Source organism: Solirubrobacter phytolaccae (genome assembly GCF_027587195.1).
GTDB lineage: Bacteria > Actinomycetota > Thermoleophilia > Solirubrobacterales > Solirubrobacteraceae > Solirubrobacter > Solirubrobacter phytolaccae.
Genome location: NZ_JAPDDP010000065.1, coordinates 1 through 15,365, shown reverse-complemented (window position 1 = coordinate 15,365; position 15,365 = coordinate 1). Strand labels below are relative to the sequence as shown.

The following is a 15,365-nucleotide window of genomic DNA, read 5'->3' as shown; positions in this document are numbered from 1 at the left end:
TGCAGATGCAGTGCGCGCTTCAGCCCTTGTCGATGTGCGTCGCGTAGATCATGTCGCGGCCGCAACCGCCGCGGATGCGGAGCGTCGTGCCCTCTTCGATCCAGGCGACGCCGTAGCGCCGGAGCGTGATTTTGGTGTCGGGGCGCATGCTCACGAACCGCTGTGGCTCGTGGTCGATGTTGAAGGACCCGAACGTGTCGGTGACCTTCGCCGTGACCGTGCACGACTTGCCCTTGTACGGCGAGTAGCGGGCCTTGTCGAAGCCGAGCCGTTTGTGCAGCGGGTGCTCGCGCAGGTAGGGGAAGGTGTGCGCGTTGTACCAGCCGCCCTTGCGCGTCGCGACGCCGACGCGCGGGTCGACGCCCGGGATGCGGTACGCCGTCGTCTTCGTGTCGGGCTTTTCCGGGCCCGCGTCGTTGCAGGCGGGGACGATCGCCCGCTGTGGGAGCTTGGCGCCGAGCTTGAGCTTCACGTTGCCGCCCCGGTACCAGCTGTCCTGGAACTTGATCGCCCCGATGCAGACCGCGTCCGCGCGGGAAGCGAGCAGGAGTGCGAAGCCAATGGTGAGTAGTGCGATGCGCATCTTTCCGGACCCTACCCGACCGCGAGGAGAGCCGCAGCGTGCTGCGTTACGAGGTCCCAGGGTTCTCTCAGGCTCGTCCCAGAGCGCTCTCGGGGACGAACCCGATGCTCTCAGCATGCTTGATCTCGTCTCCGTCCCCACCGCTGGTCGGACCAGCTCCGCCACGCTCGCCGACGTCGAGATCGTGGTCCCCGTGTACAACGAGGCCGCCGGGCTGGACCGCAGCATCCGTCGTCTGCACCGCTTCCTCACGGACGGGTTCCCGTTCCGCTGGCGGATCACGATCGCCGACAACGCGAGCGTCGACGCCACGCCGGAGATCGCCCGCCGGCTCGCCGCGACGCTGCCGAGCGTGCAGCACCTGCGGCTCGAGCAGAAGGGCCGCGGTCGAGCGCTGCGGGAGGCCTGGTCGCGCAGCCCCGCACGCGTCGTCGCCTACATGGACGTGGACCTCTCCACGGACCTGCGGGGCCTGATGCCGCTGGTGGCGCCGCTGCTCTCCGGCCACAGCGACCTCGCGATCGGCAGCCGGCTCGCGCACGGCTCGCGGGTCGTGCGCGGGCCCAAGCGCGAGTTCATCAGCCGCTCCTACAACCGCATCCTGCGCACGATCCTGCGCGCGAAGTTCAGCGACGCGCAGTGCGGCTTCAAGGCCGTCCGCCGCGACGTGCTGGACACGCTGATGGACGACGTCCAGGACAACGGCTGGTTCTTCGACACCGAGCTGCTTGTACTCGCCCAGCGGCGCGGGCTGCGCATCCACGAGGTGCCCGTCGACTGGGTGGACGACCCGGACTCGCGCGTGCACATCGTGCAGACCGCGGTGACCGACCTCAAGGGCGTCGCGCGCCTGCTCGTCGCGGGGACGGTCGCGCGGTTCATGGCCGTCGGCCTGGTGAGCACGCTCGCGTACACGCTGCTGTACCTGCTGCTGCACCCGGCGCTCGGGGCGGTCGTCGCGAACATCATCGCGCTCGCGATCACCGCCGTCGCCAACACGGCCGCCAACCGCCGCTTCACCTTCAGGGTCGAAGGCCGTGAAGGGCTCGTCCGCCACCACGTGCGGGGCGCGGTCGTGTTCGTCCTCACGGTCATGCTCACCACGGGCGCCCTCGCCGTGCTGCACGGCCTGGACAGCACGCCCGCCCGCTGGCTGGAGCTCGCGGTGCTGGTCGCCGCTTCGCTCACGGCCACGATCACGCGCTACGTCGCGCTGCGCACGTGGGTGTTCGCCCGCCGGCGCCGGACCGTGCACGCGGTCCCCGCGATCGAGCGCTGAATCCGGACCGTGTAGCGTCCCGGAGGCATGGGAACTACGCGTGGCTTCTTCCGGCGCCGCTCGGGTGACGACGAGCGGCTCCCACCCGGCCAGTACCTCGAGCGCGGGTTCCCCGTGCTCTCGGCCGGCCCCACACCGCACGTCCCGCTCGACCAGTGGGACTTCTCGATCACGGGCTCGCTCAGCGAAGAGCGCTCGTGGACCTGGGACGAGTTCCTCGCGCTCCCGCGCGAGGACTTCACCGTCGACATCCACTGCGTGACGACGTGGACCAAGCTCGACACGCAGTGGACGGGCGTCTCCGTCGACACGCTGCTGGACGGCGTCGAGCTCGAGGGCGGGTACCTGACCGCGCTCTGCGACGGCGGCTACACGACCAACCTGCCCGTCGAGGACGTCACGGGCGGCAAGGCCTGGGTCGTCTACCAGTACGACGGCGAGGAGCTCGAGCCCGAGCACGGCGGCCCCGCCCGGTTGCTCGTCCCGCACCTGTACTTCTGGAAAAGCGCCAAATGGGTGCGGCGGCTGATCTTCACCGACGAGGACGAGCCCGGATTCTGGGAGCAGCTCGGCTATCACGACCGCGGCGATCCGTGGTTGGAGCAGCGTTATCAGGGCGACTGACTCGACGAACGTTTAGTTGGAGGATTGGGCCGGGCCTCATAGGGTCGGCCCGCGATGCCGCGCCCGCTGCTGTTGCTGGCGTGTGTCTTCGCGATGCTGACCAGCGCCGCACCGGCACACGCCATCCCGCCCTCCGACGCCATTGCGCGGATCAACGCGCTGCGCGCCGCGAACAGCCTCCCGCCGCTCACGGAGGACGCTGACCTCAACGCCGGTTGCCAGGCGCACGCGCGCTACATGGCGCTCAACGGTGGCTGGGACGAGCCGGTCTCCCACGACGAGACGCCGGGCAAGCCGGGCTACAGCGCCGCGGGCGCGCAGGCCGCGCGCAGCTCGGTGCTCGCCGGTGCGCTCGGCTGGATGGACCCGCACCCGTGGGTCGCCTCGGCCGAGCACACCCGCCAGATCATGGATCCCGAGCTGCAGCGGACGGGTTACGGCGAGGACCGCGGGTGGATGTGCCTGTACGTCGGCAAGGAGGCGCGTCCCGACCTGATCGGGAAGGTCTTCACGCTGCCCGGGGCCGCGGCGATTGACGTAAATCTTGCAGATGGAGAAGGGCTGAGCGTCTACACGCCCGGTCAGGACGACATAACCGTGCGCTCGCCGCAGCTGTCCAGCTCGCAGGGTGCGGTCGGCCTGAGCGAGACGCTGGTCCCGCGCGCGCCGCTCGCGCCGGGCACGACCTACACCGCGGAGGTCGAGCTGCGCCACTCCTCCGCACGCTGCTCGCGCGAGGGCGCGCCGCCCGTCTATCCCGCCTGCCCGACCCGCTTCGCGTCCTGGTGCTACGCGTCCGAGCAGGACATCAAGCCCGTTTGGCTGCCCGCCGAGGCCGCGCCGTACGACCCCGTGCTGTGCTCGCGTGGGCAGAAGCCGCCCGCGACCGAGTACGCGACCGTCAAGGCCCGCTCGGTGCCCTACTTCTGGCAGTTCACCACCGCGGGCGCGCCGGTCACCTGCCCGTCCGGGGTGACGGCGCCGAGCCGGCTCGCGCGCGGCGCGACGATGAACGTGCACGTCCAGCTGTGCGGCGCGACGTCCGTGAGCGTCGAGGTGCTGCGCGGGACCCGGCGGGTCGGCGGGCGCACGTCCCGCATGCCGGGCTTCCGGGTCTCCACCCGCGGGCTCGCCCCGGGCCGGTACAGCCTCGTCGTGACCGTCGGCAACGACACCCACCAGCACGAGTTCCTCGTCCGCGTGTAGCGTCCGCCGTACATGGCGGTGACCGACTGGCGAGAGGCAACCGTGGCGCGGATCCGGCCGGAGACGCCGCGCGCCGCGACGATGACGTTGGAGGTTCCCGACTGGCACGGCCATCGCGCCGGCCAGCACGTGGACGTCCGGCTGACGGCCGAGGACGGCTACCGGGCGCAGCGCCGGTACTCGATCGCCTCGGCTCCTGAAGGCGGGGCGCCGCAGATCACGGTGGTCGAGGTCGACGGGGGAGAGGTGTCCCCGTGGATGGTCAGCGTGGCCCGCGAGGAGGACCGGTTCGAGGTCCGCGGGCCGTTCGGCGGCTGGTTCGTGTGGGAGCCGGCGATGCTCGGCGAGGTGCTGATGATCGGCGGCGGCTCGGGCCTGGTGCCGCTGATGTCGATGTTGCGCGCGGGCGCTCCGGCGCGACTGCTGGTGTCCGCCCGGGAGCGTGATGACGTCCTCTATCTCGACGAGCTCGAGAAGCGCGAGCTGGACGTGACCTTCACCTACACGCGCCGGGCACCGCTCGGCTGGACGGGCTACGACCGCCGCGTGGACTACTCGATGCTGCGCGAGTGGGCGGGCACCCCCGGGCCGCGCGTCTACGTGTGCGGGCCCACGGCCTTCGTCGAATCCGTCGCCAACGACCTCGTCTCACTCGGGCACGAGGCAGCGAACATCAGAACGGAGCGGTTCGGATGACTCACCTGGACGGGAACGCGGTCGCCGGCGACTTGGCGGCCATCTTCACCGGTGACCTCTCGGGCGCCGTCGCCACCTGCGCGGGCTGCGGCGTGACGGGCCCGGTCGCCACGGTCATGGTCTACGAGGGCATGGGCGAGGTGCTCCGCTGCCCCGACTGCGACACCGTGCTGCTGCGGCTGATGCGGGTCGCGGGGGAGACGCGGCTGGACATGCGCGGCGTCAGCCTGCTGCGCTGGCAAAGCGCCGCCTGATCACGCGCAGCGCGTTCCCTTCGAGGATGCGGTCCGCCGCCTCGGGGTGGCGGGCGCGCAGCATGGCCGCGAACGGCTTCAGGTCCGCCGCCGACTCCACGCCGCCCATCGTGGGCTTGATGAAGCCGTCCAGGTCGGAGCCGAGCGCGACGTGGTCGGGGCCGAGCTTGGCGATGTGGCGGTCGACGACGTCCATCGTCTCCGCGAGCGTCTTCGTGTTCGTGCGGCGGATGCCGTCGTTGAGCTGGTGCTGGGCGAGGATCAGGCCGACGACGCCGTCGCGGGCCTTGATCCGCGCGAGCGTGGTGTCGTCGACCATGTAGTGCTGGCGGCCGAAGCGGTAGCCGGCGTGGCTGGCCATCACCTGCGCGTCATCGTCGAGCAGCGCGAACGTCGCGTCGATCGCGTCCTCGCGCATGTGGCTGAGGTCGACGATGACGCCTGACGCGTTGCACGCCTTCGCGGCCGCGACCCCCAGCTCGGTCAAGGGCGGCACGCCCTTCTGCGGGAACAGCGCGTTGTAGACCGCGTCCGGGAGGAACGGTAGCGCGGGAGTGTTGGTGGCCACGCGGCGCCAGAAGAGGTGGGCGAGCGTGATGTAGAGGACACCGCGGTCGGCGAGCTCGTGCACGTGCGCGGTGACCTCGTCCGGCGTCGCGCCGAGGTGGAAGCCGCCCTCGATGCAGTGCACGAAGGCGATCTTGCCGGTGCGCTGCGCTCGCTCGAGGTCGTCGGCCTGCTTGACGACGACGTGACCCTGCTGCTCGATGTCGCGCTCGGTGGCCTCGAGCAGCTCGATCAGCCGGTCGTAGTACGCGCTCTCGGGCGGCGCGCTGTACGGCTCGTCGAGGTCCATCTCGCTGAACGGCCGGTAGAGCACGCTGCAGGCGACGGTCACCTCGCCCTGCTGCAGGAGCGGGACGGACACCCGCCAGGAACCGTCCCAGTGGCGGAAGTTGAACAGCCGCGCGGCGACGTTCAGGACCGCCGCGCGGAACTTTCCCTCGTCGCGCTGCGTGACCCGGAGCATCTGCTCGGCCACGTCGCGCGGGTCCTCCACGCCGCCCAGCAGATGCATGGGGTAATGGACGTGGAGGTCGACCATCGAGCTACATCGTCTTCGCTCCGCGCGTGGGAAGCAAGACCGCGTACAGGGAAGTCGTCGCGCAGATGTACAGGCGGTTGCGCTTGTAGCCGCCCCAGGCGACGTTCGCGACACCCTCCGGCACCTTGACCTTGCCGAGCAGCGTGCCGTCGGGGTGCAGGACGTGCACGCCGTCGCCGGCGCTCGACCAGATGTGGCCCTGCTCGTCCAGGCGGAAGCCGTCGAAGCCGCCGACCGTGCACTTGGCGAACTCGCGGCTGTTGGTGAGGCTGCCGTCGTCGGCGACGTCGTAGGCGCGCATCGTCTTGTTGCCGGTGTCGGAGACGTAGAGGACGCGCTCGTCGGTGGAGAACGCGAGGCCGTTCGGGCGCTGCATGTCGTCGGCGGCGATGCTGAGGGTGCCGGTGATCGGGTCCAGCCGGAACAGGTACTGGCCGTCCTGCTCGGGCTCGGCGGCGAAGCCCTCGTAGTAGCCCTCGATGCCGTAGCTCGGGTCGCTGAAGTAGACCGCGCCGTCGCTGGCGACGACGACGTCGTTGGGCGAGTTCAGGCGCTTGCCGTCGTAGGCCTCGGCGAGCACGGTGATCGTGCCGTCGTGCTCGGTGCGGGTGACGCGGCGGGCGCCGTGCTCGGCGGACACGAGCCGGCCCTGCGGGTCGACCGTGTGGCCGTTCGTGTAGCCCGCGGGAGAGCGGAAGACGCCGACCTCGTTCGTGGCCTCGTCGAACCGCAGGATCCGGTTGTTCGGGATGTCCGACCACACGAGCGCGCGATGCGCGGGGAAGTAGGCGGGACCCTCGGCCCAGCGGCAGCCGTCGTAGAGGTGGTCCAGTCGTGCGGTCGGTTTGACGAGCGGCTTGAAGCGGTCGTCGAGCTGTTCGAAGATGCTCATTTCAGGAGGGGCGCCACGTCTTGCGCGAACTCGTCGATGTAGCGGCGCTGGTCGTTGCCGGGGAAGTGGAAGACCAGCTCGGTGAAGCCGAGGTCGATGTACGGCTGGATCTTGGCGACGACCTCCTGCGGGTCGTCGGAGACGATGAAGCGGGTGTGCGCGCGGTCGATCGCGTTGTCGGCCAGGCGCTCCATCTCCACCGGGTCCTCGACGCCTTCCTTCTCCTCGGGCGTGAGCGCGAGCGCGGCCCACCAGTGCGTGGCCTCCTCGGCGACCTTGAGGTCGCGGTCGTAGGAGACCTTGATCTCGATCATCCGCTTGATGCCGTCGTAGTCGCGGCCAGCCTTCTCCGCGCCCTCCTTGACGTTGGCGAGCAGGTCGACGTACAGCTGCGGGTCCTTGCCGGACGTGCAGATGAAGCCGTCGCCGACGCGGCCGGCGAGCTTGGCGGCGAGCGGGCCGGAAGCGGCGACGTAGATCGGGACCGGCGTGTCCGGGCGGTCGTAGATCGTGGCGCGGCGGAGGTTGTAGTACTCGCCCTCGAAGTCCACGCGCTCCTCGGCCCACAGCTGCTTGATGACCTTGATCGCCTCGGCCATCTTCAGCCGGCGCTCCTTGCGGCCGGGGAACTCGCCGCCGGTGATCGGCGTCTCGTTCATCGCCTCGCCGGTGCCGACGCCGAGGAAGATGCGGTTCGGCGCCAGACACGCGAGCGTGGCGAAGGCCTGCGCGATGATCGCCGGGTGGTAGCGCATCGTCGGCGTCAGGACGCTGGTGCCGAGCGTGATCGAGCTGGTGGTGGCCGCCGCGGCACCCAACCAGGGCAGGACGGCGGGCGCGTGGCCGCCGTTGTGGCGCCACGGCTGCAGGTGGTCGGAGACGCCCGCGACCTCGAAGCCGCGTGCCTCCGCGTGCTGGGTCAACGCGAGCAGCTCCTGCGGGCCGAACTGCTCGTTGGACGCCTTGTAGCCGAGCGTGAGGGAAGTCACACCACGGACCTTAGCCCCCTAAAGATTTACGATACTGTGTCGTAAACATGAGTGTGGCGTCGGTCGACGATACTCCCCATCGCGGTCGCCCACGCGATCCGCGCCGTCGCGAGGCCATTCTGGTCGCCGCGATCGCGCTCGTGGCCGAGGTTGGCTACGACCGGATGACGGTCGACGCGCTTGCTTCCCGGGCCGGGGTGAGCAAGCCGACCATCTACCGGCGCTGGCCGGGCGGCAAGGCGGAGATCGTCGTCGAAGCCATCCGCTCCAAGCGCGCGGAGGGCGGCAAGCTGCCGGACACGGGCAGCCTGCGCGGCGACCTGATCGCCTACATCGGCGCCACGACCGAGGGCTTCGACCCGCACGTCGCGGCCGGGCTCATCATGCAGCTGCAGTCCAGCCCGGAGCTGGAGGCGCTGTTCCGCGACGAGGTCATCTGCGACGAGCAGGCGAGATTCGAATCCTTGCTCGCACGGGCCACGGCGCGCGGCGAGATCGTGGGCGAGGTAACCCCACTGTTCGCTGACATCCCCGGCTCCATGATCTTCACCCGGTCCCTGATCCGTGGCGAGGCCATCGACGACGCGTTCGTCGAGGAGCTCGTCGATCGGGTCCTGCTCCCCATCCTCACTAGCTCGAAGGAACCAGCTCCCAATGTCGTCTGATCCGAAGCCCGCTGAAGAAGGGCTTGATCGCAAGCTGCTCGCGATCGCGAGCGTAGTCGTGCTCGGCGCGATCATGTCGATTCTCGACACGACGGTCGTCAACGTCGCGATCAACACGCTCGCGCGTGACTTCGATACCGAGCTCTCCACGATCCAGTGGATCGTCACGGGCTACACGCTCGCGCTCGCGACCGTCATCCCGATCACCGGCTGGGCCGCTGATCGCTTCGGGACCAAGCGCCTCTACCTGCTCGCCATCGCGCTGTTCGTGGCTGGTTCTGCATTGTGCGGCGCGGCCTGGTCGGCCGAATCCTTGATCTTCTTCCGCGTGCTCCAGGGCCTCGGCGGCGGCATGCTGCTGCCGGCCGGCATGACGATCCTCACGCGCGCGGCCGGGCCGCAGCGCGTCGGTCGCGTGATGGCGATCATCGGCATCCCGATGATGCTCGGCCCGATCTTCGGCCCGATCCTCGGCGGCTGGCTCGTCGACGACTTCTCGTGGCGCTGGATCTTCTTCATCAACCTGCCGATCGGCGTCGTCGCGCTGTTCCTCACGCTGCGCATCCTGCCGACGGACGAGCCGCAGCCGAGCGAGAAGTTCGACACGCTGGGGCTCGCGCTGCTGTCGCCGGGCCTTGCCCTCGCGATCTACGGTCTGGCGGAGTCCGGCTCCGAGGGCGGCTTCGGCCACGCCATCGTGATCGTCCCGATGCTCATCGGCTTCGCGCTGCTGATCGCCTTCGTGTTCCACGCGCTGCGCACGCCGCACGCGCTGATCGACCTGCGCCTGTTCAAGAACCGCACCTACGCGGTCGCGGCCGGCACGCTGATGCTGATGATCATCTCGGTCTTCGGCGCGATGCTGCTGCTCCCGCTGTACCTGCAGGCGGTGCGCGGCGAGTCGGCGTTCGACTCCGGCCTGCTGCTGGCCCCGCAGGGCATCGGCGCGATGATCGCCATGCCGATCGCGGGCCAGCTCGCCGATAAGACCGGCATCGGCAAGCTCGTCGTCCCGGGCCTCATCGTCCTCGGACTGACGTTCGTCGGCCTGACCCAGCTCACTGGTGACACGTCCTACTGGACGCTCAGCGCGATCCTGTTCTTCCAGGGCGTCGGCATGGGCTTCACGATGATGCCGCTGATGACCGGCGCGCTGCAGACGCTGCGCAAGGTCCAGGTCGCCCGCGCCTCCACCTCGCTCAACATCATCCAGCAGGTCGGCGCTTCGATCGGCACCGCGGTCATGTCCGTGATCCTCACCGTCGCGCTCAGCGACCGCCTCGCCGAGGCCGGCGCTGGCGGCGGCTCGGCCGAGTCCGGGCTCGGCGGTGCGGCGGGTCAGAACCTCCCGCTCGCCGTCCGCGACACCATGACGGGCGCGTTCACCCACACGTTCTGGTGGGCCACCGCGCTGGTCATCCCGGCCCTGCTCGCCGCGTTCCTGCTGCCGCGTCGCAAGCCCGCTCCGATCGAGGACGAGGAGGGGGACGGCACCGCGGCGCCGATCCTCATGCACGCTTAGAAGTTCCACAGACCGACACGAACGGCGGCGCCTCAGGGCGCCGTCCGATCCTCGGGGTGCCGCCCGTCCAGACGGCACCGTACGTCCCCGGCGGCGCCGCTTTCCCCAGCGGCGCCGTCCTTGGTTAACGATCGCTACCGCAGCGACGCGTAGAGCGCCGTCTCGAAGTCGACGTAGACCTGGAAGACGTCGGGCTCCACGAACGGGAGCGTCTGGGTGTAGACCGCGCCGGTGATGCCCGTCGTGCGGTCCACCCAGAAGTGGGTGTTGAAGATGCCGGCCCAAGCGCCGCTGCCGGCACGGCGCATGCCCGGGATGTCCTCGCTGTTGCGCAGCAGCCCGAGGCCGAACTTGTAGCCGGGGCCGGCGTTGAAGTCGGCCGTGGTCGGCGGCTCGGCCGTGGCGATCGCGGCGGGCCAGTCGAGCGCGCCGATCTGGTTCGAGAACGCGTCCTCGACCGTCTTGGACTCGAGGATCTTCGCGCCGTCCAGCGTGCCGTTGCCCAGCAGCATCCGCTGGAAGCGCAGGTACTCGCTGGGCGGGCAGTAGAGGCCGTGGCCGCCGGCCCACCAGTCCGGTGCGGTGTTCCAGTCCACGCTGGTCGCGTTCCAGGCGCCGGTCTGCTCGTCGTGCAGGTGGACGGCGGCGAGGTTCTCGCGCTGCTGGTCGGTGGGGTGGAAGGTGGCCTGCTCCATCCCGAGCGGGCCGAGGATGTGCTCGTCGAAGTAGGCGTCCAGCGCTTGGCCGGAGACGGCTTCGACCACGAGGCCGAGCCAGTCCGTGTTGATCCCGTACTCCACCCGCGTGCCGGGGTCGGCGACGAGCGGCGCGGTGAACGCGTCCTCGGTCCCCGCCAGCGCGTTGCCCGTGCCGGTCTTCGCCTCCCAACGCACGAGGTCCGCGTTCCAGAACCAATAGCCCAGCCCGGAGGTGTGCGTGACGAGCTGGCGCACGGTCGCGTGGGTCTTCGGCGCGCGCAGGCGCGGCTCGTCGCCTTCCCAGCCCTCGAGCACCTGCAAGTTCGCGAACTCGGGCCGGTACTTCGCAACCGGGTCGTCCAGGTCCAGCTGCTCCCGCTCGACGAGCTGCAGCGCCGCGACGGTGGTGACCATCTTCGTCATCGACGCGATCCGGTGCAGCGTGTCCACGGTCACTGGCTCGGGCTTGCCCACCGCCCTGGGGCCGAACGCTCCTTCGTAGATCGGGCCTTCCGCGGTGGCGGCGGTGGCGACGACGTTCGGCATCGCCCCCGATTCGACGGCGTGCTGCAGGACCTCGTCGATGCGGGTCCCCGTGATGGCGCTCATGTGGGCTCTCCTCCCCGTCGGATGCGCTCGACGGGAAGTGTCTCAGGAACCGGTGAGCACCCGAGGCAGCCCCGGGAATCGGGACTCGAGATCGTCCGCGCGCAGGCTGATGAGCCGCTGCGTGCCCACCGCGCGCGTCCGCGTGATCCCCGCCTCCCGCAGCAGCTTCAGGTGATAGCTGCCGGTGGACGTCGGGATCTGCAGCGCCTGGCTGAGCTCTCCGCACAGGTGCTCGCCACCGTCGCCCAACAGCCGCACGATCTCCAGCCGAACCGGGTCGCCGGCCGCGCGCATGATCGTCGCGAGATCGAGTGCGGACGTCTCCGGATGAGCGATCCGCTCGCGAGTGGGCGTGGCCGGCATGCCCATATGGTACAACTTCTATAGTTCCATGACTTTGGAAATATCGAAACAGGCCGGGTCTGCCATGTCGCGCTCTCGCACCACCCCAACCGCACCGCCGGGCCACGACCCCTCCGGCGTGCCCGCGCCCGACCAGGCGCGCGAGCGGCGCACGCTCTCGCCGCGGCTCGCGTACGCGCTCGTCGCCGCAGTGATCGGGCTCTCGTTGTTCGCCTCGAGCACGCCTTCGCCGCTGTACGCCACGTACCGCGAGCTCTGGGGCTTCTCGTCGGTGGTGCTGACGCTCGTGTACGCGACCTACGCGTTCGGCGTGCTGCTCGCGCTGCTGCTGGCCGGTCGCGTCAGCGACGAGTGGGGGCGGCGCCCGGTGCTCCTCGTCGCGCTCGGCGGCTTGCTCCTGACGTCGCTCGCGTTCATGGTCGCTTCGTCGGTCACGTGGTTGTTCGTCGCGCGCGGCTTGCAGGGTGTGGCGACCGGTCTCGCGCTCGGTGCGGCGAGCGCCGCTCTGCTCGACCTGCATCCACGGCGCGACCCGGCCGGAGTGGGGCTGACCAACGGCGTCGTCAGCGCCGGCGGCATGGGGCTCGGTGTGCTCGTGTCCTCGGCGCTCGTCGAGTACGCGCCCGCGCCGCGTGTGCTGCCGTACGTCGCGCTCTTCACGCTGTTCGCGATCGCCTTCGTCGGCGCCGTGCTGATGCCCGAGCCGGTCGCGGTGCGCTCGCGCCCGCGGTTCACGCCGCAGCGGCCGAGCATCCCGCCCGTCGTGCGCCGGCCGTTCCTGCTCGCGGCGCTCGGCGTGATCTCCTCGTGGTCGATCGGCGGGCTCTTCCTGTCGCTCGGGCCGCAGCTGTCGGCGACGCTGTTCCACACGCCGAACCATCTCGTCGTCGGGCTGAGCATCTTCGCCCTCGCGGGCTCGGGTGCGGCGGCCCAGCTCCTGTTCGGGCGCACGGCGCCGTGGGCGGGCGCGGCCTACGGCTCGCTCGCGCTCTCGCTCGGGATGGTCCTGATCGTCCTGTCGGCAGCTTCCGCGTCCGAGGGTCTCTTCTGGGCCGGCGCGATCATCGGCGGAGGCGGCTTCGGCGTGGCCTTCCTCGGCGCGCTGCGCGCGTTGTCGGTGGCGATCCCGCCCGACCACCGCGGCGCGGTGATGTCGGCGTTCTACATCGTCGCCTACCTGGCGATCTCGGTGCCGGCGATCATCGCGGGCTCGGTGGTCAACACGCTCGGCCTGCAGACGACGTTCGAGATCTTCGGCTCCGTTATCGCCGCGCTCGCGCTCGTGGTGGCGTTCGAGGCCTGGCGGACCCGGCCGGTTCCTCGGCTCGTGCTGCAGGCGACCTAGTCCAGACATCGCCGTCCGTCCGCATCCCATGCGAACATACGTTCGTGCATGGTGCGGACGGAACGATTCTCCACGCTGACCTCGACTCGTTCTTCGCGTCGGTGGAGCAGCGCGACAACCCGCGGCTGATGGGCAAGCCGATCGCGGTCGGCGGGGGCGTCATCACCGCCGCGTCCTACGAGGCGAAGGCGTACGGCGTGGCGGGCGGCATGGGCGGGTGGGCGGCGAAGAAGCTCTGCCCGGGGCTGATCTTCGTCCCGCCGCGCTTCGACGCGTACACGAAGGCCAGCAAGGCGGTCTTCAAGGTGTTCGAGGACACCTCGCCGCTCGTGGAAGGGCTGTCGATCGACGAGGCGTTCATCGACGTGCGCGGGATGGAAAGGATCGCGGGGACGCCGGCGGAGATCGCCGAGCGCCTGCGTGTCCGGGTGCGCGACAAGGTCGGGTTGCCGATCACCGTCGGCGTAGCGCGCACGAAGTTCCTCGCCAAGGTGGCCTCCGCGCAGGCCAAGCCGGACGGCCTGCTCGTGGTGCCGGTGGACGGCGAGCTCGCGTTCCTGCACCCGCTGCCGGTGGAGGCGTGTGGGGTGTCGGCAAGGTCACGGCGGGCAAGCTGCACGCGCGCGGGATCGTGACCGTCGCGCAGGTCGCGGAGCTGCCGGAGGAGATGCTCGTCTCGTTGGTGGGCAAGGCCGCGGGGCATCAGCTCCACGCGCTCGCGCACGGCCGGGACGCGCGACGCGTGCGGACCGGGGTGCGTCGCCGCTCGATCGGTGGTCAGCGCGCGCTCGGCCGGCGCGGGCCGAAGACGCCCGAGGCGCTGGACGCGACGCTGGTCGCGCTCGTGGATCGGATCGGGCGGCGCCTGCGGACCGCTCGCCGTGTGTGCCGGACGATCATCCTGCGGCTGCGCTTCGACGACTTCTCGCGCGCGACGCGTTCGCAGACGCTCGGCGCGCCGACCGCGGACACGCGGCCGATTCTCGCGGCCGCGCGGGAGCTGCTCGCGGGCGCGATGCCGACGATCGAGCGCGAGGGGGTGACGCTGCTCGGACTCTCGCTGACGAACCTCGAGGACGCCGAGGCCGTGCAGCTCGCCCTGCCGCTGGACGAGACGAAAGCGTCGCGGCTGGACGCGGCGGTGGACGACGTGCGAGACCGCTTCGGCGGTGCCTCGATCACGCGTGGCGTGCTCGTCGGTCGGGACCCCGGGATCGCGATGCCGCACCTTCCGGATTGAGGCCAGGAGCTGACCGCTATGGCCTTCATGATGCGCTCATGCCCAAGCGAGATCGATACCCCGCTGGAGTGCCCTGCTGGATCGACAGCGCCCGCCCCGACACGAAGGCGGCAGTGGCCTTCTACAGCGGGGTACTCGGCTGGGAACTGGCCGACCAGATGCCGCCCGGGGCGTCGGAGACGTACTTCGAGGCGACGGTGGATGGCGGGCTCGTGGCGGCGATCGGCTCGTGGGACAACGGTCTCGAGCACGTGGGGTGGACGACCTACATCGCGGTGGACAGCGCGGATGAGGCGGCGCAGCGGGTCCGTGCGGCGGGCGGCCGCGTGCTCGTCGAGCCGCACGACGTGCTCGACGCCGGGCGGATGGCGATGTGCGCCGATCCCGAAGGGGCGACCTTCGCCGTCTGGCAGGCGAACACGCACATCGGCGCTGAGGTCGTCAACGCGCCCGGCAGCTGGAACTGGTCCAACCTCGTCACCGCCGACATGGAGGCCGCGAAGCGCTTCTACGGCGCGGTGTTCCCTTGGGAGTTCGACGCGGTCGACGTCGGCGGCGAGCCCTCGATCACGATCGTCGTGCCCGAGTACGGGGACTACCTCGAGACGATCGATCCGGGTGTCCGCACCCGTCACGCCGAGAGCGGCGCCCCGCCGCGGTTCACGGACACGGTGGCCTGGTTCGAGCCGATGGACAAGGGCGGCCCGCGCTGGCACGTCACGATCTCGGTCGCCGACGCGGACCAGGCCGCCGCCCGCGCCCGCGAGCTCGGCGGCGAGGTGCTCGTCGAGCCCTTCGACATCCCGTGGCAGCGGATCACGGTGCTCCGCGACCCCGACGGCGCAACGTTCACGGCGGGGCAGTTTAAGCCGCCTTCGTAGCGGCGTTCAGCTCGGGTGGCGCGCGGTGTGCGTTGCGTGGCTCGGGGACCACACCGTCGGGCGTCGCGTCAAGAAATTTCTTGACCCGTCGCGGCCGGTGCGCTCTTGTGCGGATGAGCGGCTGCGCCGGGTTGCGCCCGGGCGCGGGCCGCGCGTTCGTCCGTGGGGTGATCCGTCAGTTGACCCCCGCACAGGGGGTCAAGTGACGGATGACGGGAGCGATCCGTCAGTTGACGCCCGTGAGGGGCGTTAAGTGACGGATGACGGGAGTGCTCCGTCGGTTGGGGCCCTGTGGGGGCCCAAAGTGACGGATGACTCGCGTCTGGGTGGCAATGACGTGTTGGCCCGCGAGCGCGGGCGCTTTCCGGCGCAGCCGGCTCATTGGGACGTCAGCGCAGCGGCGCCGGGTCTGTC

General features: G+C 70.4%; 15 protein-coding genes and 1 pseudogene. 10 read left to right on the top strand and 6 right to left on the bottom strand.

Features of this window, described 5'->3' with window-relative positions; genetic code table 11:
* Positions 1-19: 19 nt before the first annotated feature.
* Positions 20-583 (bottom strand): DUF6281 family protein, encoded by a 564-nt coding sequence (locus tag OJ997_RS26870; RefSeq protein ID WP_270028382.1) that lies wholly within the window; start codon positions 581-583, stop codon positions 20-22.
* 115 nt (positions 584-698) lie between these two features.
* Between OJ997_RS26870 and OJ997_RS26865 the strand changes: the two genes are divergently transcribed.
* Genes OJ997_RS26865 through OJ997_RS26845 form a run of 5 tightly spaced genes read left to right on the top strand, consistent with a single transcriptional unit; the run spans position 699 to position 4,642 of the window.
* The gene (locus OJ997_RS26865) at positions 699-1,862 is read left to right on the top strand and encodes a bifunctional glycosyltransferase family 2/GtrA family protein (protein ID WP_270028381.1); all 1,164 of its coding nucleotides are present in this window, start codon (positions 699-701) and stop codon (positions 1,860-1,862) included.
* Positions 1,863-1,889: 27 nt separating this feature from the next.
* The gene (locus OJ997_RS26860; RefSeq protein WP_270028380.1) at positions 1,890-2,486 is read left to right on the top strand and encodes a sulfite oxidase-like oxidoreductase; all 597 of its coding nucleotides are present in this window, start codon (positions 1,890-1,892) and stop codon (positions 2,484-2,486) included.
* Positions 2,487-2,540: 54 nt separating this feature from the next.
* Positions 2,541-3,692 carry a CAP domain-containing protein gene (locus OJ997_RS26855; protein ID WP_270028379.1) on the top strand — a complete coding sequence of 384 codons (1,152 nt, stop codon included), beginning with the start codon at positions 2,541-2,543 and terminating at the stop codon, positions 3,690-3,692.
* 12 nt (positions 3,693-3,704) lie between these two features.
* Positions 3,705-4,388: a ferredoxin reductase gene (locus OJ997_RS26850; RefSeq protein ID WP_270028378.1), complete on the top strand. Its 684-nt coding sequence runs from the start codon at positions 3,705-3,707 to the stop codon at positions 4,386-4,388.
* A complete protein-coding gene (locus tag OJ997_RS26845) occupies positions 4,385-4,642 on the top strand; it encodes a DUF6510 family protein (protein ID WP_270028377.1) in 258 nt (85 codons plus the stop codon). Before OJ997_RS26850 ends, OJ997_RS26845 begins: the two co-directional genes overlap by 4 nt.
* Here the strand turns inward: OJ997_RS26845 and OJ997_RS26840 are convergent.
* From OJ997_RS26840 to fgd, 3 genes are read right to left on the bottom strand one after another with little or no spacing between them, the layout of a single operon-like run.
* Entirely contained in the window at positions 4,611-5,747 is a 1,137-nt protein-coding gene (locus OJ997_RS26840) for a dipeptidase (protein ID WP_270028376.1), read from the bottom strand. The genes OJ997_RS26845 and OJ997_RS26840 overlap by 32 nt on opposite strands.
* 4 nt (positions 5,748-5,751) lie before the next feature.
* Positions 5,752-6,639: an SMP-30/gluconolactonase/LRE family protein gene (locus OJ997_RS26835; RefSeq protein ID WP_270028375.1), complete on the bottom strand. Its 888-nt coding sequence runs from the start codon at positions 6,637-6,639 to the stop codon at positions 5,752-5,754.
* Entirely contained in the window at positions 6,636-7,628 is a 993-nt protein-coding gene (fgd, locus tag OJ997_RS26830) for a glucose-6-phosphate dehydrogenase (coenzyme-F420) (RefSeq protein WP_270028374.1), read from the bottom strand. The genes OJ997_RS26835 and fgd overlap by 4 nt, the downstream gene beginning before the upstream one ends.
* Before the next feature lie 53 nt (positions 7,629-7,681).
* Here fgd and OJ997_RS26825 point away from each other — a divergent pair, with 53 nt between their 5' ends.
* Both OJ997_RS26825 and OJ997_RS26820 read left to right on the top strand, forming a co-directional pair.
* On the top strand, positions 7,682-8,293 hold the full coding sequence (locus OJ997_RS26825; RefSeq protein ID WP_270028373.1) for a TetR/AcrR family transcriptional regulator: 612 nt from the start codon (positions 7,682-7,684) through the stop codon (positions 8,291-8,293).
* Positions 8,283-9,815: a DHA2 family efflux MFS transporter permease subunit gene (locus tag OJ997_RS26820; protein ID WP_270028372.1), complete on the top strand. Its 1,533-nt coding sequence runs from the start codon at positions 8,283-8,285 to the stop codon at positions 9,813-9,815. The genes OJ997_RS26825 and OJ997_RS26820 overlap by 11 nt, the downstream gene beginning before the upstream one ends.
* Positions 9,816-9,949: 134 nt before the next feature.
* Here OJ997_RS26820 and OJ997_RS26815 read toward each other — a convergent pair whose 3' ends face one another.
* Together OJ997_RS26815 and OJ997_RS26810 are read right to left on the bottom strand one after the other, a co-directional pair.
* Entirely contained in the window at positions 9,950-11,122 is a 1,173-nt protein-coding gene (locus tag OJ997_RS26815) for a serine hydrolase domain-containing protein (protein ID WP_270028371.1), read from the bottom strand.
* 42 nt (positions 11,123-11,164) lie between these two features.
* A complete protein-coding gene (locus OJ997_RS26810; protein WP_270028370.1) occupies positions 11,165-11,485 on the bottom strand; it encodes an ArsR/SmtB family transcription factor in 321 nt (106 codons plus the stop codon).
* A gap of 118 nt (positions 11,486-11,603) precedes the next feature.
* Between OJ997_RS26810 and OJ997_RS26805 the strand changes: the two genes are divergently transcribed.
* The 3 genes and pseudogenes from OJ997_RS26805 to OJ997_RS26790 all read left to right on the top strand — a co-directional run bounded on the left by OJ997_RS26805 (position 11,604) and on the right by OJ997_RS26790 (position 14,951).
* Complete coding sequence (locus tag OJ997_RS26805; protein ID WP_270028369.1) at positions 11,604-12,830, top strand: MFS transporter; 1,227 nt, start codon at positions 11,604-11,606, stop codon at positions 12,828-12,830.
* Between the two features lie 44 nt (positions 12,831-12,874).
* Positions 12,875-14,070, top strand: a pseudogene (gene dinB / locus OJ997_RS38175) (DNA polymerase IV).
* A 68-nt stretch (positions 14,071-14,138) separates the two neighbouring features.
* Entirely contained in the window at positions 14,139-14,951 is an 813-nt protein-coding gene (locus OJ997_RS26790) for a VOC family protein (RefSeq protein ID WP_270028366.1), read from the top strand.
* Positions 14,952-15,365: the final 414 nt, after the last annotated feature.

Coding starts and splice junctions, on each gene's coding strand:
- OJ997_RS26870 (WP_270028382.1), bottom strand. CDS start 583: ATGCGCATCGCACTACTCACCATTGGCTTCGCACTCCTGCTCGCTTCC.
- OJ997_RS26865 (WP_270028381.1), top strand. CDS start 699: ATGCTTGATCTCGTCTCCGTCCCCACCGCTGGTCGGACCAGCTCCGCC.
- OJ997_RS26860 (WP_270028380.1), top strand. CDS start 1,890: ATGGGAACTACGCGTGGCTTCTTCCGGCGCCGCTCGGGTGACGACGAG.
- OJ997_RS26855 (WP_270028379.1), top strand. CDS start 2,541: ATGCCGCGCCCGCTGCTGTTGCTGGCGTGTGTCTTCGCGATGCTGACC.
- OJ997_RS26850 (WP_270028378.1), top strand. CDS start 3,705: ATGGCGGTGACCGACTGGCGAGAGGCAACCGTGGCGCGGATCCGGCCG.
- OJ997_RS26845 (WP_270028377.1), top strand. CDS start 4,385: ATGACTCACCTGGACGGGAACGCGGTCGCCGGCGACTTGGCGGCCATC.
- OJ997_RS26840 (WP_270028376.1), bottom strand. CDS start 5,747: ATGGTCGACCTCCACGTCCATTACCCCATGCATCTGCTGGGCGGCGTG.
- OJ997_RS26835 (WP_270028375.1), bottom strand. CDS start 6,639: ATGAGCATCTTCGAACAGCTCGACGACCGCTTCAAGCCGCTCGTCAAA.
- OJ997_RS26820 (WP_270028372.1), top strand. CDS start 8,283: ATGTCGTCTGATCCGAAGCCCGCTGAAGAAGGGCTTGATCGCAAGCTG.
- OJ997_RS26815 (WP_270028371.1), bottom strand. CDS start 11,122: ATGAGCGCCATCACGGGGACCCGCATCGACGAGGTCCTGCAGCACGCC.
- OJ997_RS26810 (WP_270028370.1), bottom strand. CDS start 11,485: ATGCCGGCCACGCCCACTCGCGAGCGGATCGCTCATCCGGAGACGTCC.